General features: G+C 44.9%; 17 protein-coding genes and 1 riboswitch. Of the genes, 16 read left to right on the top strand and 1 reads right to left on the bottom strand.

Annotation, left to right across the window (positions count from 1 at the left end; translation table 11 throughout):
- Positions 1-5: 5 nt before the first annotated feature.
- Positions 6-938 (bottom strand): ribonuclease HIII, encoded by a 933-nt coding sequence (gene rnhC, locus AC4EHK_RS10775; protein ID WP_490978784.1) that lies wholly within the window; start codon positions 936-938, stop codon positions 6-8.
- A gap of 83 nt (positions 939-1,021) precedes the next feature.
- Between rnhC and zapA the strand changes: the two genes are divergently transcribed.
- From zapA to sdhA, 16 genes are all read left to right on the top strand, one after another.
- Positions 1,022-1,282, top strand: coding sequence for a cell division protein ZapA (gene zapA, locus AC4EHK_RS10770; RefSeq protein WP_065537053.1), 261 nt, complete (start codon positions 1,022-1,024; stop codon positions 1,280-1,282).
- A 5-nt stretch (positions 1,283-1,287) separates the two neighbouring features.
- The gene (locus AC4EHK_RS10765; protein WP_490978783.1) at positions 1,288-1,824 is read left to right on the top strand and encodes a CvpA family protein; all 537 of its coding nucleotides are present in this window, start codon (positions 1,288-1,290) and stop codon (positions 1,822-1,824) included.
- A gap of 56 nt (positions 1,825-1,880) precedes the next feature.
- Positions 1,881-3,590: a DNA polymerase/3'-5' exonuclease PolX gene (gene polX, locus AC4EHK_RS10760; RefSeq protein ID WP_490978782.1), complete on the top strand. Its 1,710-nt coding sequence runs from the start codon at positions 1,881-1,883 to the stop codon at positions 3,588-3,590.
- A 50-nt stretch (positions 3,591-3,640) separates the two neighbouring features.
- Positions 3,641-6,001 (top strand): endonuclease MutS2, encoded by a 2,361-nt coding sequence (locus AC4EHK_RS10755; protein ID WP_490978781.1) that lies wholly within the window; start codon positions 3,641-3,643, stop codon positions 5,999-6,001.
- Between the two features lie 23 nt (positions 6,002-6,024).
- Complete coding sequence (locus AC4EHK_RS10750; RefSeq protein WP_490978780.1) at positions 6,025-6,438, top strand: DUF350 domain-containing protein; 414 nt, start codon at positions 6,025-6,027, stop codon at positions 6,436-6,438.
- A 256-nt stretch (positions 6,439-6,694) separates the two neighbouring features.
- Positions 6,695-8,386, top strand: a complete 1,692-nt coding sequence (locus tag AC4EHK_RS10745; RefSeq protein WP_490978779.1) for an AMP-binding protein — start codon at positions 6,695-6,697, stop codon at positions 8,384-8,386.
- 96 nt (positions 8,387-8,482) lie between these two features.
- Positions 8,483-9,067, top strand: coding sequence for a fatty acid metabolism transcriptional regulator FadR (gene fadR, locus AC4EHK_RS10740; RefSeq protein ID WP_490978778.1), 585 nt, complete (start codon positions 8,483-8,485; stop codon positions 9,065-9,067).
- A 17-nt stretch (positions 9,068-9,084) separates the two neighbouring features.
- Entirely contained in the window at positions 9,085-9,858 is a 774-nt protein-coding gene (locus tag AC4EHK_RS10735; RefSeq protein ID WP_490978777.1) for an enoyl-CoA hydratase, read from the top strand.
- 20 nt (positions 9,859-9,878) lie between these two features.
- Positions 9,879-10,652, top strand: a complete 774-nt coding sequence (locus tag AC4EHK_RS10730; RefSeq protein ID WP_490978776.1) for an electron transfer flavoprotein subunit beta/FixA family protein — start codon at positions 9,879-9,881, stop codon at positions 10,650-10,652.
- 41 nt (positions 10,653-10,693) lie between these two features.
- On the top strand, positions 10,694-10,891 hold the full coding sequence (locus tag AC4EHK_RS10725) for a hypothetical protein (RefSeq protein WP_490978775.1): 198 nt from the start codon (positions 10,694-10,696) through the stop codon (positions 10,889-10,891).
- A gap of 107 nt (positions 10,892-10,998) precedes the next feature.
- Positions 10,999-11,964: an electron transfer flavoprotein subunit alpha/FixB family protein gene (locus AC4EHK_RS10720; RefSeq protein WP_490978774.1), complete on the top strand. Its 966-nt coding sequence runs from the start codon at positions 10,999-11,001 to the stop codon at positions 11,962-11,964.
- 291 nt (positions 11,965-12,255) lie between these two features.
- Positions 12,256-12,570, top strand: a complete 315-nt coding sequence (trxA, locus tag AC4EHK_RS10715; RefSeq protein WP_490978773.1) for a thioredoxin — start codon at positions 12,256-12,258, stop codon at positions 12,568-12,570.
- Positions 12,571-12,626: 56 nt separating this feature from the next.
- Complete coding sequence (uvrC, locus tag AC4EHK_RS10710; protein WP_490978772.1) at positions 12,627-14,423, top strand: excinuclease ABC subunit UvrC; 1,797 nt, start codon at positions 12,627-12,629, stop codon at positions 14,421-14,423.
- Between the two features lie 37 nt (positions 14,424-14,460).
- Positions 14,461-14,635: riboswitch (Lysine riboswitch) on the top strand.
- A gap of 140 nt (positions 14,636-14,775) precedes the next feature.
- Complete coding sequence (locus AC4EHK_RS10705) at positions 14,776-16,002, top strand: aspartate kinase (protein ID WP_490978771.1); 1,227 nt, start codon at positions 14,776-14,778, stop codon at positions 16,000-16,002.
- A 392-nt stretch (positions 16,003-16,394) separates the two neighbouring features.
- Positions 16,395-17,006 (top strand): succinate dehydrogenase cytochrome b558 subunit, encoded by a 612-nt coding sequence (locus AC4EHK_RS10700; RefSeq protein WP_490978770.1) that lies wholly within the window; start codon positions 16,395-16,397, stop codon positions 17,004-17,006.
- A gap of 45 nt (positions 17,007-17,051) precedes the next feature.
- A complete protein-coding gene (sdhA, locus tag AC4EHK_RS10695) occupies positions 17,052-18,800 on the top strand; it encodes a succinate dehydrogenase flavoprotein subunit (protein WP_490978769.1) in 1,749 nt (582 codons plus the stop codon).
- The last annotated feature ends 6 nt before the right edge of the window (positions 18,801-18,806 follow it).

Genomic DNA, 18,806 nt, shown 5'->3' with positions numbered 1-18,806 from the left:
GTTTTTTATCGACGCCGCTTTTCTGCCAGCGCCTGCACTTTTTTTGTATTGGCAAAATGAACTTTTGTCATTCCTTTTAAGTATTCTTCCCCATATTTCAGCAAAATCTTTGCAGCCGCTTCATCGACGATCTTTCCAGCGCCTTTTGGCAATACAACCCCAGCTTCCGTACTCATACGGTCCATTTCATCCAGGAAAGCGACGCGAGCGATGATCGACGCACAGGCGACAGATACGTGGAGCCCTTCTGCTTTGGTCGAGAACAAGACATTCTCCCGGATGATTTCGGGTTCTTCTTTGATATGCTTGTAGTAGATGGCGCGTTCGGCAAACTGATCGATCAGGATGGCATCTGGTTTTTCGGGAGCAATATCATTTAGAACATATTTAAGTGCCTGGTTATGCAGAAATGCTTTGATTTTACCTTGCGACCAGCCTTGTCCTTGAACGCGATTGTATTTTTCGTTTTTTAAGGTCAGCACTTTGTGGGCAAATGCTCTTTTCAAGTCAGGTGCCACTTGGCGCATCCAGGTGTCGGTCAGCTGTTTCGAATCTTTGACGCCAAGTTCACGTGCGAGTTCGACTTTGTCCGCAGGTACGAAGCAGGCAGCCACAGTGATGGGGCCAAAAAAATCTCCTGTACCGGTTTCATCGGACCCCAGAACTGAAAGTTGGGCAAATCCAGGCGGCAATGTGTCGCCTTTTGTGGAGACGATCTTGTCAGCTGCTGAATCTGCAACTCCCCATTTTGCGGCTTCCCGAAGGGCTCCATTTCCTTGGAACATGACTTTTCCGGAAGTGTATACAGTGACCACAGTATCGGTCAATTTAGCAGTAAAGCGGGCATACGGGTTTTTGGACGAGGTCTTATTTTTATCGTAATGGGAAATCAACTGGAGCAAGCTTTCCTCCGGCAGTTTCAGAACAGTATTCGACATATGGGCGAGTCACCTTTCTTGATTCACAATGGGCTTGTGTTCATGGTATGATGGTTTATAGAATTCTAAAGGGGGATATTGCATTGTCAGAGCAACATAAAATTCACACGGTCGTTGACATCTATGGCAACACCTATAAAATGGTCGGTACCGAAACTTCCGGCCACATGAGATTGGTTGCATCGATTGTCGACAGCAAGATGCGCGAGATCAATGCGTTGAATCCGTCATTGGATCAGGCAAAGCTTGCCGTTTTGACTGCATCAAATGCGGTACATGACTATCTTAAACTGAAAGAGCAAGTTGAACAATTAGAAAATGAATTGAAAAAACTGAAGGGTTGACGTGAATGCTTGATATACTTTTAATCATCTTACTGATCGGTGGCATCATTGTGGGCGCCAAAAGAGGCTTTATTGTCCAGTTGATCCATATGGTCGGGTTTGTTATTGCTCTGGTCGTGGCCTATAAATACTATAAACCTTTATCCGAATACTTTGTGCTGTGGATTCCTTACCCAGCTATCAATGAAAATTCCCAATTTACGCTCGTGGTGGACCAACTGGACTTGGATCAGACTTTCTATCAATTGTTGGCATTTGCCCTTATTTTCTTTGTGGTGAAGTTTGCTTTGCAATTGATTGCATCGATGTTCGATTTCTTGAAGTTTTTGCCGGTGCTTGGCTTTTTCAGCAAAATTCTTGGTGCGATTTTAGGATTTGTTGAAGTTTACATACTGCTGTTTATTTTCATCTATGTGTTTGCATTGCTTCCTGTGGACGCTGTGCAGAACCAGTTGGAGAATTCCGGAATTGCTCAGTCTATGCTTGAGCATACGCCTTATTTCTCTGAGAAAGTAAAAGAATGGTGGTATATTTATATGTAGTAGGAACTTCTCTCTTACGAGGGAAGTTTTTTTAGTCGAAACGAGGAGGGCTTTTGGTGAATAAGAAGATTATCATCAGAACACTTGAAAAAATTGCATTGTATATGGAACTCAAAGGGGAAAACCCGTTTAAAGTATCGGCGTTCCGCAAAGCAGCTCAGGCATTGGAATTAGACCAGCGCAGCTTGGATGAAATTGAGGACGTCACCAAACTGAAAGGCATCGGCAAAGGCACAGGGGAAGTCATTCTTGAGCTGATCAATGATGGAAAGTCGACCGTTCTGGAAGAGCTGCAGGAAGAAGTGCCGAAAGGACTTGTTCCGATGATGAAGCTTCAGGGAATGGGCGGCAAAAAAATTGCCAAGTTGTATAAAGAACTGGGCATCGATTCGATGGAAGCGTTAAAAACAGCATGTCTGAATCAGGAAATTCAAAAGCTTCCAGGATTTGGACCGAAATCTGAAGAAAAGATCTTGAAAGAGCTGAATGATTTTGAGAGCAAGCCGGACCGTCAGCCAATCTGGAAAACAGAAGAAACAGTGGCGTTTATTGAAGATGTGTTAATTACGATTGCAGAAGTTACCGAGTTTTCAGTTGCGGGAAGCTTCCGGCGCACCAAAGAAACCAGCAAAGATTTGGACTTTATTATTGCAACTGCCCAGCCGGCACGCGTGAAAGAGCAGCTTCTTGCCGCATTGCCGGTGCAGGAAACCATTGCATCAGGAGACACCAAAGTGTCTGTCACCGTAGATGTGCTGGAGCCGATTGATGTTGATTTCCGTCTGGTGGCACCTGAAGAGTTCGTAACAGCGCTGCACCATTTTACCGGCTCCAAGGATCATAACGTCAAAATGCGCCAGCTCGCCAAATCCCAGAAAAAGAAAATAAGCGAGTATGGCGTTGAGCAAGAAGACGGCACTGTGACGACTTTCAAATCCGAAACCGAGTTTTTTGCGCATTTCGGCTTGCCTTTTATTCCGCCATCGGTGCGTGAAGACGGCCGTGAACTTGACCGGTTGGAAGAATTGCCTGAGCTGGTGACGCTTGAAGACATCAAAGGTGATTTGCATATGCATACGACCTGGTCGGATGGGGCCAATTCATTAAAGGAAATGATCGAAGCGTGCAGAGCGAAATCTTATGAATACATGATCATTACCGACCATTCGCAATACTTGAAGGTGGCAAACGGCTTAACGCCTGAGCGCTTAAGGGAACAGCATGCCTTGATTCGAGAAACGAATGAACAGTATCCGGAAATTAGCGTGCTTTCCGGAACCGAAATGGATATTTTGCCTGACGCATCGCTTGATTTTGATGACGAATTGTTGAAACAGCTGGACTTTGTTATTGCCAGCATCCATTCGAGCTTCCAGCAGCCGCAGGAGCAAATTATGGACCGGATTTTAACAGCAATGAAAAATCCATATGTCCACATGATTGCCCATCCGACCGGACGGATCGTCGGACAGCGCGACGGCTATGATCCGGATGTTGAGCAGATTTTGGACTGGGCAAAAGAATACGGCAAAATTGTCGAATTGAATGCCAGTCCGTACCGTTTGGATCTTGCTGTACCATACTTGGTAATGGCACAAGAAAAAGGAGTACCGGTCGCAATCAATACAGATGCCCACGCCATTGAAGGCCTGGAAGTCATGGAAACCGGCATTAAGCATGCCCAAAAAGCATGGCTGAAAAAAGATACAGTGGTCAACACATGGTCGTTTGAAAAATTGACCGCATATTTGAATAGAACAGAATAAAATATATGAGTTGAACTATTAATTTATCTGAAACGTTAGGAGGGTCTTGAATGATCGCAGAACGAGCATTAAGGACACTTGAATTTTATAAAATCCGCGATGAAGTTGCACGGTATTGTACATCGTCACTCGGAAAAGCCCATGTGGATAACTTGTTGCCATCTACGGATATCAATGAAGTCAATCGGCTCCTCGAGCAGATGGACGAAGGGGCGCAAGTTTTGCGTGTCAAAAACAATGTGCCAATGGGCGGCATTTTTGACATTCGCCTGCATGCACGACGCGCGCAAATTGGCGGCAGCTTGAGCCCGATGGAGTTAATGGAAGTGTCTTCCACGATTCGTGCGAGCCGCATCCTGCGCCAGTTTTTTGAAACCATTCAAGAAGAAGCGGTTATTCAAATTCCGCATTTTCTGGAGAAAAAACAATCTATGCCCATCTTGACGGCTCTTGAACACGCCATCAACATTTGCATCGATGACAATGGCGGCGTCTTGGACAGTGCAAGCTCGGAACTTCGTTCAATCCGCCAGCAGTTGCGTACGCAGGAAAGCCGTGTCCGTGAGCGTCTGGAAAGTTTAGTGCGCGGCAAAAATGCTTCGAAAATGCTGTCGGATTCGATTGTGACGATTCGCAATGACCGGTTTGTCATTCCCGTTAAACAAGAATACCGCAACCATTACGGTGGCATTGTCCATGATCAGTCTTCATCGGGGCAAACACTGTTCATCGAACCGGATGCGGTTGTCCAGGCAAACAACGAAGTTCGCCGTTTGAAAATGAAGGAAAAAGAAGAAATCGATCGGATTTTGCTGATGTTATCAGCGCAAGTGCAAGAAGTTGCCCATGAACTGTTTCTATTGGTTGAAGTGCTTGGGGAAATCGACTTGATCTTGGCTAAAGCAAAATACGGCGCTACCCATAGAGGCACAAAGCCTACTATGAATACAGAAGGCTACATCAACTTACGGAAAGCTCGCCATCCGTTGATTCCAAAAGACGAAGTAGTGCCGAACGATATTGAGTTTGGCGGCGATATTACCGCTATTGTCATCACGGGGCCCAATACCGGCGGGAAAACCGTCACGTTAAAAACCGTCGGATTAACGACTTTGATGGCTCAAGCAGGTTTGCCGGTTCCTGCACTCGATGGCTCGGAATTGTCCGTGTTCGATCAAATTTTTGCTGATATCGGCGACGAGCAGTCAATCGAACAAAGCTTGAGTACGTTTTCATCCCATATGGTCAATATTGTCGACATTCTCACCAAATTTGATGAGAACTCCCTTGTGATTTTCGATGAATTGGGCGCAGGGACCGATCCGCAGGAAGGCGCAGCTCTGGCTATTTCGTTATTGGATGAAGTTCATGGCAGAGGAGCGCGTGTCATTGCAACAACGCATTATCCTGAACTAAAAGCATACGGCTATAACCGTCCGGGCGTGGCGAATGCCAGCGTGGAGTTTGATGTAGAAACATTAAGTCCGACTTACCGCTTGCTGATTGGCGTTCCTGGCCGAAGCAACGCATTTGAAATTTCGAAGCGACTTGGCTTGCCGGACCACATCATCAATCATGCCAAGAGCTTTACGGGGACCGACAGTAAAGCCGTGGATTCGATGATTGCATCGCTCGAAAAAAGCCGGCGCGAAGCAGAACAAGATGCGGAACACACCAAAGAGGTTCTTTCCGAGTCAGAACAGTTGAAAAAAGAACTGGCAAAACAGTTGGAAGAATACGAGCAGCAAAAAGAACGCTTGGAAGAAAAAGCAAAAGAAAAAGCTCGGAAAATCGTCGACCAGGCGCGTACAGAAGCAGAGGCCGTCATTTCGGATCTTCGCAAAATGCAATTTAACCAAAGTTCGTCGGTAAAAGAGCATGAATTGATCGATGCGAAAAAGCGGTTGGAAGATGCCATGCCTCAAAATCGCATCCTGAAAAAAGCCGCCAAAGACAACGCCGCCAAACCGTTAAAAGCGAACGACGAAGTGAAAGTGATTTCCTTTGGCCAAAAAGGGACCTTGGTTGAAAAAGTTTCCAAGAACGAATGGATCGTCCAAATCGGTATTTTGAAGATGAAGCTGCCAGAAACCGATTTGTCTTACACAAAGCCCGAAAAGGAAAAACAAACGCGAACCATGGCAACATTGAAAGACCGTGACGGCCATGTGAAGATGGAGCTTGATTTGCGCGGAGAACGTTATGAAGATGCATTGGCACGTGTTGAAAAGTACTTGGACGATGCGTTATTATCAAATTACCACCAAGTATCCATTATTCATGGAAAAGGGACCGGTGCTTTGCGCCAAGGCGTCCAGCAATATTTGAAAAAGCATCCGCGAGTGAAAAACTACCGGTTTGGCGAAGCGGGCGAAGGCGGATCTGGCGTTACCGTCGCCGAACTCAAGTAAGTTTCCGTAAAGGGGTATAAGAAATGACTGAAACAGGATTTTGGACGCACCCGCTGGTCGAGTCAGCTGGCTATTTCAGTGTGGTGGTATTGTGTTTAATCGTCTCGATGGTAATTTTCGAAATGGTGACAAAATATAACAACTGGGAACAAATCAAAAAAGGGAATTTATCAGTAGCCATGGCAACAGGCGGAAAAATTTTCGGTGTCACCAATATTTTCCGCTTTTCCATCGAACAGCATAATACCTTGTTCGAAATGATTGGTTGGGGATTGTTCGGTTTTACTTTGCTGATTTTCGCTTATATTCTGTTTGAGTTCCTGACGCCCAAATTTAAAGTGGATGACGAAATCGAACAAGACAACCGTTCGGTCGGCCTGATTTCGATGGTCATTTCTGTTGGTTTGTCGTTTGTCATTGGAGCCAGTATTCAATAGGAGTTGGATAGAGTGGAAAATCTAATTAAAATTTTGTTTGTCTTTTGTGCGATCTTTTTGATTATAGGAGTTATCTTCTTGTTTATGTTTTAGAAAATCGGCCGGCCATTGTGCTGGCCTTTTTACTTGTTTAAATGCGGCCATTCTAACAATCTTTTAAACTTATACAAATAAAGTTTGAAAGCGGTATCATTATTCTTTATAATTAAAATAGGAATATTCGCACGATTCTAATAAAAAATAGGAGGTCAAAAGAATGACTGAAAAGCCGTGGCTCGCACATTATCCACCGGAGATTCCACATACGCTCACCTACCCGAGTATGCCGGTACAGGAATACTTAACGAAAGCTTATGAAAAGTATCCACAAAAAGTAGCCATTCATTTTATGGGGAAAGAGCTTTCGTACGAGGAACTGTATCAATCTTCTATGAAGTTTGCGAATTATCTTCAAAAATTGGGGATTAAAAAAGGCGACCGAGTGTCCATCATGTTGCCCAATTGTCCGCAGGCAGTTATTAGTTTTTATGGCATCCTTTACGCTGGCGGCGTTGTCGTCATGACCAATCCTCTTTATACAGAACGGGAAATTGCTTACCAAATGAAGGATTCAGGAGCACGGGCCATTATCAGTTTGGATATTCTGTTCCCGAGAATATCCAAAGTAATGAAGGAAACGGAATTGGAAAATGTCATCATTACCGGCATTAAAGATTACTTGGCTTTCCCGAAAAATCTGGTATATCCATTTATCCAGAAAAAACAGTACGGCATGACCGTCAAAGTGGAGCACAGGGGAGTTAACCATCTATTTACTGAAATCATGAAAACGTCACAGCCGTTTGTCGTGGAAACCCCTTTCGATTTCGAGGAAGATTTAGCGCTGCTGCAATATACAGGAGGCACTACCGGTTCTCCGAAAGGGGTCATGCTAACGCACAAGAACATTATTTCCAATGCGACCATGTGCGACAGCTGGCTATATAAATGCAAAAAAGGCGAAGAGACAATCATGGGCATTATTCCGTTATTCCATGTATACGGCTTAACAACAGTACTTATTCTGTCCGTCATGCTCGGCAATAAAATGGTGCTGCTGCCAAAATTCGATCCGGAAACGGCATTAAAAACCATCAACAAACAAAAACCAACGCTTTTCCCGGGAGCACCTACTTTGTATATCGGATTGATGAATCATCCGGACATCGCTAAATACGATTTGTCTTCAATTGAAGCATGCCTGAGCGGTTCTGCTCCGTTGCCTGCAGAAGTCCAGGAAAAGTTCGAAAAACTGACGGGCGGCAAGTTAGTCGAAGGTTATGGATTAACAGAAACGTCTCCGGTTACTCATTCGAATCTGGTTTGGGAAAAACGGACAAAAGGTTCAATCGGTTTTCCATATCCGGACACTGACTGCAAGATCTTCCAAACCGGCACTACTGATCCGGTTCCAAATGGAGAGATTGGTGAAATCGCCATTCAAGGTCCTCAAGTTATGAAAGGCTATTGGAACAAGCCTGAAGAAACAGCGGCGACAATCGTTGATGGCTGGTTGTTGACCGGAGATCTTGGATATATGGATGAAGAAGGCAACTTCTTTATTGTTGATCGCAAAAAAGACATGATTATTGCAGGCGGCTTTAATATTTATCCACGTGAAATTGAAGAAGTGCTGTATGAACACGAAGCCATTCAGGAATGCGTAGTAGCAGGCATACCGGATCCGTACCGCGGCGAAACGGTAAAAGCATACATTGTGCTGAAAGAAGGCTATACTGTTACAGAAGAGGCACTGAATGCGCATTGCCGAGAACACTTGGCTTCATTTAAAGTTCCACGCATCTATGAGTTCCGCAAAGAATTGCCGAAAACAGCAGTTGGGAAAATTTTGCGCCGTTCACTCGTGGACGAAGAGGTTTCCAAACAAAGCGAAGCCGTTCCATCATAATGTGATAAACACTTGACACCCCATACAATAAACGATAATATGAAAATATGAATGAATCGCCATTCATATTTTCATATTTTTTTGGGTGGTGACAGAATGGTTAAAAAAGATAAACCGAAATACAAGCAAATCATCGACGCGGCAGTAATTGTTATCGCTGAAAATGGCTATCACCAAGCGCAAGTTTCGAAAATAGCCAAACAGGCAGGTGTAGCCGACGGAACGATTTACTTGTATTTCAAAAATAAAGAAGACATTTTGATTTCTGTGTTTCAAGAAAAAATGGGTGTGTTTGTCAGCAAACTGGAACAAATCATTTCCCGTGATTTGGATGCTTCAACCAAATTAGGGTTAATGATTGAAAGCCATTTCGAACTGTTGGCCGGAGATATCCATTTGGCGATTGTTACGCAACTGGAATTGCGGCAGTCAAATCACGAAATTCGCTTAAAGATCAACAACGTACTTCGGGAATATTTAAAACTCATGGACAAAATCTTGGTCAAAGGCATGGAAGACGGAGAGTTTGATGCGGCAATGGATATTCGTTTAGCCCGTCAAATGGTTTTTGGCACAATGGACGAGACCATAACTACATGGGTCATGAATGACCATAAGTATGATTTAGTCGAACTGGCACCAAAAGTTCAGCGTCTGCTGCTGAAAGGCATGCAGGCTTAAAGGGAGGAACTGATTGGATGGAATTTATTAGCTGGAAAAAAGAAGACGGGGTAGCGGTCGCGACGATCAATCGTCCACCGGCAAATGCGTTGTCCCGTTCACTTATTTTAGAAGTCGACGAATTGTTGAACCAGGTAGAAAACGATGAAGAGGTTCGCGTCATTGTGTTGCACGGAGAAGGCAGGTTCTTTTCTGCTGGTGCAGACATCAAGGAATTTACGCAAGTTTCTTCTGGTGAAGAATTTTCAAAACTGTCAGCAAGGGGCCAGGAAGTTTTTGAACGTGTCGAAACATTCCATAAGCCTGTCATTGCGGCAATCCACGGGGCGGCTTTAGGGGGCGGATTGGAATTGGCAATGAGTTGCCATATGCGATTTGTCACTGAAAATGCTAAACTGGGATTACCGGAGCTTCAATTGGGGTTGATCCCTGGATTTGCCGGAACGCAACGGCTGCCACGATACGTAGGCACAGCGAAAGCAGCAGAGATGCTGCTGACAAGTGATCCGATCTCCGGGACAGAAGCAGCGCAATACGGCTTGGCGAATCGTGCGTATGCAGAAGAAGACTTACTTTCGGAAACGCTTACAATCGCACGCAAAATAGCGAAGAAAAGTCCCGTTTCTGTTAAGGCGGCCATCGAAATGCTGCAATACACCAAGCCTGCCTCGTATCAAGAAGGCGTAAATGCAGAGGCACAATCTTTTGGAACTGTTTTTGTTTCAGAAGATGCAAAAGAAGGAATCCAGGCATTTCTGGAGAAACGTGAAGCACATTTTAAAGGGAAATAATACTTGGGAGGTTTACGTTCATGAACATTTTTGTATTGGTAAAACGTACGTTTGACACAGAAGAGAAAATCGTTGTTTCAGGTGGGCAAATCCAGGAAGACGGTGCGGAATTCATCATCAATCCATACGATGAATACGCAATTGAAGAAGCAATTACAGTCCGCGACGCACATGGCGGCGAAGTGACAGTGGTCACAATCGGCAATGAAGAAGCAGAGAAACAGCTGCGCACAGCACTTGCAATGGGCGCTGACAAAGCTGTATTGATCAATACAGAAGACGATGTGGAAGAAATGGATCAATTTACATCAGCTTACATATTGGCTGAGTACTTGAAAGACAAAGAAGCTGATTTGATTTTAGCAGGTAACGTTGCAATCGACGGCGGATCTGGACAAGTTGGACCGCGTGTTGCCGATTTGCTTGGCATTAACTATGTCACTACTATCACCAGCTTAAGCATTGAAGGCGAAACAGTGACCATCGTTCGCGATATCGAAGGGGATGCGGAAGAGTTGGAAACGTCGTTGCCGCTTCTTGTTACTGCTCAACAAGGCTTGAACGAGCCGCGCTACCCATCACTTCCAGGAATCATGAAAGCGAAGAAAAAACCGCTTGAAGAATTGGAATTGGATGATTTGGACATCGAAGAAGACGATGTAGAAGCGAAAACTGAAACCATCGAAATCTACTTGCCACCGAAAAAAGCGGCTGGCCGTATTCTTGAAGGCGATATCTCAAACCAGGTAACAGAATTAGTAGGTTTGCTGCGCAACGAAGCGAAAGTCATATGATTCAAGAATAAGTTATAGTTAACTTAACTTTGAATGTTTTTTTGAAAGAATTGTTGGAAGAACTCGCTCCAGGCGGACGCTTTCCGGGGGCACGGCTTCAGCCGCTTCCCTCGCTGCGCTCAGTCCAGGGTCTTCAGCTCGTGCTGTTCCCCCAGGAGTCGCCGCCTTCCGCTCTTTCTTCTATGATGAATCGAGTGATAGAGAAAAAAGCTTTCGTTTTAAACTATGAGTTGTTGTAAACAACAGTTCCTTATAAATTTGCGCAAGTTTCTGTAATTTTTTTGAAGTTAGACAACCCGTTAAGGCGGGAACATTTTTTCACATCTACTTAGGGGGTAAACAGACCATGGCGAAAAAAGTATTAGTTTTAGGCGAAACGCGTGAAGGCGCTTTGCGCAATGTCTCATTTGAAGCAATTGCGGCTGCCAAGAAAATTTCCGATGGCGGAGAAGTAGTAGGAGTGTTGATCGGTGACTCGGTTGCTGATTTCGGAGCTGAATTGGTAGCATACGGTGCAGACCGTGTGATTACGGTTGAACATCCACATTTGAAGTCCTACACGTCTGACGGATACGGCCAGGCATTTATGGCGGTAGTTGAACAAGAAAACCCTGAAGGCCTGGTCTTTGGCCATACAGCAGTCGGTAAAGACTTAGCACCTAAAATCGCTTCTAAACTGCAGTCCGGATTGATTTCGGATGTAACGGATATTGAAGGCGAAGGCGATGATGCTGTATTCATCCGCCCAATTTTCTCTGGTAAAGCGTTTGAAAAAGTGAAGTTAAAAGATGGCATTGATTTTATAACGGTGCGTTCAAACAACATTGCGCCGCTTGAAAGACAAGAACGTTCGGGCGAAGTCAGCTCGTTGTCGGTCGATATCACAAACCTTCGGACCATCATTAAAAATGTTGTCCGCAAATCAAGTGAAGGCGTCGACCTTTCGGAAGCGAAAGTGATCGTAGCTGGAGGACGCGGCGTCAAGAGTGCTGAAGGATTTGATTCGCTGCAGGAACTGGCAAGCCTTTTAGGTGGAGCCGTTGGTGCATCGCGCGGAGCTTGCGACGCAGATTATTGCGACTACTCGCTGCAGATTGGCCAGACAGGCAAAGTAGTTACGCCTGACCTGTACATCGCAGCCGGTATTTCTGGAGCAATCCAGCACATGGCTGGCATGTCCAACTCGAAAGTAATTGTTGCGATCAACAAAGATCCAGAAGCCAATATCTTTAAAGTAGCAGATTACGGAATCGTTGGGGACTTGTTCGAAGTGATTCCGATGTTGACAGAAGAATTCAAGAAAGTGATGTAATCTGCGATTTGGCAGATTGCTGAAGTTTACAATTGGAACAGGTGAAGAAAAATGTTGCATTTTTCTTCACCTGTTTTTGATTTGTGGTTTTACGCATGCTTGCCTAATCCTGTATTTGCTTGTATTTTGTCATGGCCTGCGTCCTGTATAGGTCCCCAAACGAGCAGAATAAATCTCGTTTAAACCTGCTAGTTGACGGGTATTGGAAGAGTAGGCAAAAAAATAGCTAGTGTTTTTCACGCGTGCTATACTCTGTATATAGTTTGGTTTAACCACAAGGAGGAATTATTCATGACAATCGTACACGGAACAGATCAGAATTTTTCACAAGAAGTATCAGAAGGACTCGTATTAGTAGATTTTTGGGCAACTTGGTGCGGACCATGTAAAATGATCGCTCCTGTCCTTGAAGAATTGGATGCTGAAATGAGCGACAAAGTTAAAATCGTAAAAGTTGATGTGGACCAAAACCAGGAAACAGCTGGAAATTACGGCATCATGTCCATCCCGACTTTGTTACTATTAAAAGACGGAGAGACTGTCGATAAAGTAGTAGGATTCAGACCAAAAGAAGCATTAGCTGAAATGGTTGAAAAACACGCATAATTAATTCTTAACCGGGTCCAGTGATGGCGCCCGGTTTTTTAATAGGGTGAGATAAAATGGCTAACGAATTGATTCAGCATAAATTGGCAATACTGCCTGATCAACCAGGTTGTTATTTGATGAAAGACCGCCAAAATACCGTCATTTACGTCGGGAAGGCAAAAGTTCTCAAAAACCGCGTACGCTCGTATTTTACCGGCAGCCACGATACCAAAACACAGCGCTTGGTTAATGAAATCGAGGATTTTGAGTACATCGTTACATCTTCTGACAAAGAAGCGTTAATACTCGAATTGAATTTGATCAAAAAATACGATCCCAAATACAATATCATGCTGAAAGATGATAAAAGCTACCCGTACCTCAAAATCACAGGGGAGCGTCATCCAAAGCTGATCACAACCCGTCAGGTTAAAAAGGACAAAGGGAAGTATTTTGGTCCTTATCCAAATGCCTATGCGGCAGCTGAAACAAAAAAACTGCTGGACCGTCTGTATCCCCTGCGGAAATGCCACACCATGCCGGACCGGGTTTGCCTGTATTACCATTTAGGCCAATGTCTGGCACCGTGTGTCAAGCCGATTGAGAAAGAGACTTACCAGGAATTGATCGATGGCATCAGCAAGTTTTTAAATGGCGGATTCCGTGAAGTCAAACACGAATTGGTGACAAAAATGTCGGAAGCTGCAGAAAATCTGGAATTTGAGCGGGCAAAAGAATACCGCGACCAAATCTCCATGATCGAAACCGTTATGGAAAAGCAGAAAATGGCAATGAACGATTTTACCAATCGCGATGTTTTTGGCTACGCTGTCGACAAAGGGTGGATGTGCGTTCAAGTCTTTTTTGTGCGCCAAGGCAAGTTGATTGAGCGCGACGTCTCGCTATTTCCGTTATACCGGGATCCTGAAGAAGAGTTTTTGACGTATCTCGGACAGTTTTATGAAAAGCCCAATCACGTCAAACCCAACGAAATCCTGCTTCCGGAAGCAGACGATCCAGAGATGCTGAAAGAATGGCTCGGAGTTCGGGTTCTCGTGCCTCAGCGTGGGAAGAAAAAAGATTTGGTGGCGCTGGCGAAGAAAAATGCTGAAATTGCCATCAAAGAAAAGTTCCAGCTGCTGGAGCGCCAAGAAGAACGAACAATTGGCGCCTGCCAGGAACTTGGCGATGCGATGAACATCCAGACGCCGCTGCGCATTGAGGCATTTGATAATTCACATATTCAGGGAGCAGATGCCGTGTCTGCGATGATTACGTTTATTGACGGCAAGCCTTCCAAAAAAGATTACCGCAAGTATAAAACGCGTTCTGGGTCAAAACCCGATGATTATGCGGCCATGCGAGAAGTTATTCGCCGCCGCTATTCGCGTGTATTGAAAGATGGATTGCCGCTGCCGGACCTTATCGTTATTGACGGAGGAAAAGGACAGATGTCATCGGCGCGGGAGATTTTAGAAGATGAACTTGGGCTATCCATTCCAATTGCCGGCCTTGCGAAAGATGACAAGCACCAAACTTCGCAATTATTGTATGGCAATCCGGTTGAAGTCGTGCCGCTCAAGCGGACAAGTGAAGCATTTTATCTGATGCAGCGCATTCAGGATGAAGTTCACCGATTTGTCATCACGTTCCACCGTCAATTGCGCGGCAAAAATTCGATTCAGTCGGCACTTGATGGACTTGAAGGGGTCGGGCCGAAGCGCAAACAGCAGCTGCTGAAGCATTTCGGCTCGGTTAAAAAGATCAAAGAAGCTTCTGTAGAAGAAATCAAACAGGCGGGCATGCCGGAAGCATTGGCGTTGTCCATCGAACAGCATTTTGCAGAGGATACGTTGCCAAGTGAGTCATAACGTGCTATCGTAAGAGAATATTTAGATCACTTGGAAAAGTGATGATAGAGGCGCGAACGTCAATAGTAAGCATTCGGAGATTTGCAGAATCTGAGATGGATGCTGAAAGGGGCGGTCGCCGAAGTGTGCGTGTTGCTGCTAAAACGCATGCTGGTTCTGCACTTAAGAGGTGCAGAGCTGTCAGAGTCAATCTCTGGAGGGCTATCTCACATGGACGTTTTTCGTGCATGATAAAAGAGGTAGTTTGCCGCGGTTGCGGTAAGCTGCCTCTTTTTGTGTCTGGTGGTGCTGCTTTAATGGCCTTACTGCCAGCCATTTTGAGGGCCACATATTAAATGTGGGAGTGAATAGAATGGAAACGATCGTTATGAAATTTGGAGGGACGTCCGTTGCGACTCCAGAAAAAATCATTGGAGTGGCTGAACGGGCCATCCGCGAAAAAGAAAAAGGCAAGCGTGTCGTGATTGTCGTTTCAGCAATGGGCAAAACAACTGATACTTTGCTTGGTCTGGCCGGAGAAATTTCTTCTGAGCCGCCTAAACGTGAAATGGATATGCTGCTCGCTACCGGTGAGCAAGTAACCATTTCCTTGTTGGCAATGGCTTTTAAAAAGTTAGGCCATGAAGCGCTGTCCTTTACCGGCTGGCAGGCAGGGATCGAAACCGAATCTGTGCCGCGCAATGCCCGAATTGAACATATTCATACAGAACGGCTTGAGCGCGTGTTGGAGAGCGGCTATTTTTGTGTGGTCGCCGGTTTTCAAGGAGTCGATAAAATTGGCAACATCACGACACTTGGTCGCGGAGGATCGGACACAACGGCAGTAGCACTGGCAGCAGCATTAAAGGCAGAGAAATGCGAAATTTATACCGACGTCGATGGAGTCTATACATCGGATCCGCGTTTTGTAACAGGCGCGCGCAAATTGGAACAAATTTCGTATGATGAAATGCTGGAGCTTGCCAATCTTGGAGCGGGTGTCCTGCACCCAAGGGCAGTTGAGTTTGCAAAAAACAATCACGTACCATTATCCGTCAGAGCAAGTTATTCCGATGAGCCTGGCACAATTATACAAGAGGTGATTACAGTGGAGAAAAACTTAATCGTCAGAGGCGTTGCATTTGAACCAGGTATTGCGCGTGTAACTGTGACTTATAAAAAACCGTTTAACGGATCGCTGGCTAATATTTTCACGAAACTGGCAGAAAATCAAATTGATGTGGATATCATCGTTCAAAGCATCAGCGATGAATTTCCACCATCTGTTTCTTTCTCCATTAGCCAGGAAAGCTTGGATGAAACACAGCGCGTCCTGACTGAAGCCCAAGAAGAAATTGGCTTTTTATCCGTAACCATTGAAGTGGGCTTGTCGAAAGTATCGATTGTCGGCTCTGGAATGGTTTCAAATCCAGGGGTTGCTGCACGGATGTTTGATATCTTGAGAAGAAAAGAAATCCCTGTAAAAATGGTCAGTACGTCCGAAATCAAAATTTCAGTGGTTGTGCCGGAAGTGGATATGAAAAAATCTGCGAATGCGTTGCACGAGGCATATGAATTGTCTGAGGTAGAAGTGAAATAAGTCAGAGGCGATTGCTCTTGAAATAACTGTTCGTGAAAATATTCACAAAACGTTCAAATTCTCAATGGCAATATTGCAATAATACCGACAGCAGTAGAATTGGCCAGAATAGAGTGAAAAAGCGATTCTCAATTAGAGAATCGCTTTTTTGTGCAATTCGATTAAAACGGTTACATTTCTCCGTGTTTTGTTGCGAAGAGACCATCTAATAGGCTTAAAATGCTTGGTAACTATCTGTTTGAATGAGTTTCGTTGCCTTGACGCTCCCAAAGGGGGGGAGTACAATAAATATGTCATATTATTGTATCATGATGGTGTGCGGCTTCAGGTGCTTTCGTAATATACTGTCTGCTCTGGACGCTGCCAATCAATGTTTTGAGGGGGGTAAAATTTTGAATAACAATCGTGAATTTTTAATGCGCAGGCTGCACTCATTGTTGGGGATCATTCCTATCGGTTTATTCTTAACGCAGCACTTAATCATCAACCATTTTGCTACGCAAGGGGTAGAGTCATTCAATACAGCCTCTCACTTTATGGCTAATCTTCCATTCGTTATTTTCTTGGAGATCTTTGTCATCTACTTGCCGCTTATGTATCACGCGTTTTACGGGCTATACATAGCGTTTACTTCGAAGAACAATCCTGGACACTACAGCTATTTGCGCAACATGCTATTTGTTGCACAGCGCTATACAGGGGTCTTCCTGGTAGTCTTCATCGCTTGGCACGTATTTGAAACAAGATTCCAGGTTGCAATCGGTGCAGATGAAGCCGATTTCAACATGATGGCAAACATTTTAGACAATCCATTTATGCTGGCATTCTACATCGTGGGTGTATTGGCCGCAGTTTTCCACTTTGCGAACGGAATTTGGTCATTCCTTGTAACATGGGGAATCACACAATCCCAAGCAGCACAGCGTAATGCAACTTATTTCACGCTTCTAGTATTTGTTGTACTATCGATTATTGGTATGAGAGCATTGTTTGCATTCGTTTAAGAATGATTCAATCATTGGTGAACTAAAAGAGGAGTGAATACTAACATGGCGAAGGGCAAAATTTCTATCGTCGGTGGTGGCCTTGCTGGCTTGATGGCCGCAATTAAAGTTGCAGAGGCAGGTTCTCCCGTCGATTTATTTTCAATCGTGCCCGTTAAACGATCCCACTCAGTTTGTGCACAAGGCGGGATTAACGGAGCAGTAAATACAAAAGGTGAAGGGGATTCCCCGGATATTCACTTTGACGATACTGTCTACGGAGGCGATTTCCTGGCAAACCAGCGTCCCGTAAAAGCAATGGCGGATGCAGCACCGGGAATTATCCGCATGTTCGATCGCATGGGTGTTATGTTTAACCGTACGCCGGAAGGCCTATTGGATTTCCGTCGCTTTGGCGGAACCATGTACCACAGAACAGCGTTTGCGGGTGCCACAACTGGCCAGCAATTGCTTTACGCTTTGGATGAGCAGGTTCGCCGCTATGAAGTAAGCGGACTGGTCACGAAATATGAAGGTTGGGAATTCCTTGGTCTTGTTCTTGATGAACAAGGTGTCGGCAAAGGAATCACAGCACAAAACATGACGACAATGGAAATCAAATCGTTCCGCGCTGATGCTGTTATCATGGCAACTGGCGGACCGGGGATTATTTTCGGGAAATCAACAAACTCTGTGATCAACACAGGTTCAGCGGCTTCTATCGTTTATCAGCAAGGGGCATACTACGCGAACGGCGAATTCATTCAAATTCACCCGACAGCAATTCCAGGAGACGACAAACTGCGCTTAATGTCAGAATCGGCTCGTGGAGAAGGCGGACGTATTTGGACTTACAAAGACGGCAAGCCTTGGTATTTCCTTGAAGAAAAATATCCGGCATACGGAAACTTGGTTCCTCGTGATATCGCAACACGCGAAATCTTTGATGTCTGCGTTAACCAGAAGCTCGGCATTAACGGCGAAAACATGGTTTACTTGGATCTTTCTCACAAAGATCCAAAAGAGCTGGACATTAAACTTGGCGGGATTATTGAGATTTACGAGAAATTCACAGGGGACGATCCTCGTAAAGTTCCGATGAAAATCTTCCCGGCTGTCCATTATTCAATGGGTGGATTGTGGGTCGATGACAACCAAATGACAAGCATCCCTGGTGTCTTGGCAGCAGGCGAATGTGATTATTCTCAGCATGGTGGTAACCGCCTCGGCGCGAACTCATTGCTGTCAGCAATTTACGGCGGGATGGTTGCAGGACCAAACGCACTTGACTACGTAAACGGCTTGGATGTATTTGCAGAAGATCTTCCTTCAGCAATTTACGAAGCGCATGAAGCGAAAGAACAACGCATCTGGGAAGAAATTTTGGCATTGGACGGAACAGAAAACGCTTATGTTCTTCACAAAGAATTGGGCGAATGGATGACGGACAATGTAACAGTTGTACGCTATAACGATCGTTTGCAGAAGACGGATGAAAAAATCCAAGAATTGCTCGAGCGTTTCAACCATATCAGCATCACGGATACACAGCTTTGGAGCAATCAAGGCGCAATGTTCACACGTCAATTGCGAAATATGCTACATTTAGCACGAGTGATCACAATCGGGGCACTCAACCGAAACGAAAGCCGCGGCGCTCATTACAAACCGGATTTCCCGGAACGTAACGATGAGGAGTACCTAAAAACAACGATGGCGAAATTCAATGGCTTTGATGCACCAATCTTCCATTACGAAGAAGTCGATACCTCGTTGATTCCGCCGCGTAAACGTGATTATTCTGCAAAAGCATGATATAGA

It is taken from the genome of Planococcus sp. TJ-307, from assembly GCF_058268435.1.
This window is presented reverse-complemented; position numbering and strand designations above follow the sequence as displayed.

Excerpts from the sequence above, each read along its gene's own strand:
- rnhC (WP_490978784.1), bottom strand. The coding sequence starts at position 938 with ATGTCGAATACTGTTCTGAAACTGCCGGAGGAAAGCTTGCTCCAGTTG.
- AC4EHK_RS10765 (WP_490978783.1), top strand. The coding sequence starts at position 1,288 with ATGCTTGATATACTTTTAATCATCTTACTGATCGGTGGCATCATTGTG.
- AC4EHK_RS10755 (WP_490978781.1), top strand. The coding sequence starts at position 3,641 with ATGATCGCAGAACGAGCATTAAGGACACTTGAATTTTATAAAATCCGC.
- AC4EHK_RS10750 (WP_490978780.1), top strand. The coding sequence starts at position 6,025 with ATGACTGAAACAGGATTTTGGACGCACCCGCTGGTCGAGTCAGCTGGC.
- AC4EHK_RS10745 (WP_490978779.1), top strand. The coding sequence starts at position 6,695 with ATGACTGAAAAGCCGTGGCTCGCACATTATCCACCGGAGATTCCACAT.
- fadR (WP_490978778.1), top strand. The coding sequence starts at position 8,483 with ATGGTTAAAAAAGATAAACCGAAATACAAGCAAATCATCGACGCGGCA.
- AC4EHK_RS10735 (WP_490978777.1), top strand. The coding sequence starts at position 9,085 with ATGGAATTTATTAGCTGGAAAAAAGAAGACGGGGTAGCGGTCGCGACG.
- AC4EHK_RS10730 (WP_490978776.1), top strand. The coding sequence starts at position 9,879 with ATGAACATTTTTGTATTGGTAAAACGTACGTTTGACACAGAAGAGAAA.
- AC4EHK_RS10720 (WP_490978774.1), top strand. The coding sequence starts at position 10,999 with ATGGCGAAAAAAGTATTAGTTTTAGGCGAAACGCGTGAAGGCGCTTTG.
- trxA (WP_490978773.1), top strand. The coding sequence starts at position 12,256 with ATGACAATCGTACACGGAACAGATCAGAATTTTTCACAAGAAGTATCA.
- uvrC (WP_490978772.1), top strand. The coding sequence starts at position 12,627 with ATGGCTAACGAATTGATTCAGCATAAATTGGCAATACTGCCTGATCAA.
- AC4EHK_RS10705 (WP_490978771.1), top strand. The coding sequence starts at position 14,776 with ATGGAAACGATCGTTATGAAATTTGGAGGGACGTCCGTTGCGACTCCA.
- sdhA (WP_490978769.1), top strand. The coding sequence starts at position 17,052 with ATGGCGAAGGGCAAAATTTCTATCGTCGGTGGTGGCCTTGCTGGCTTG.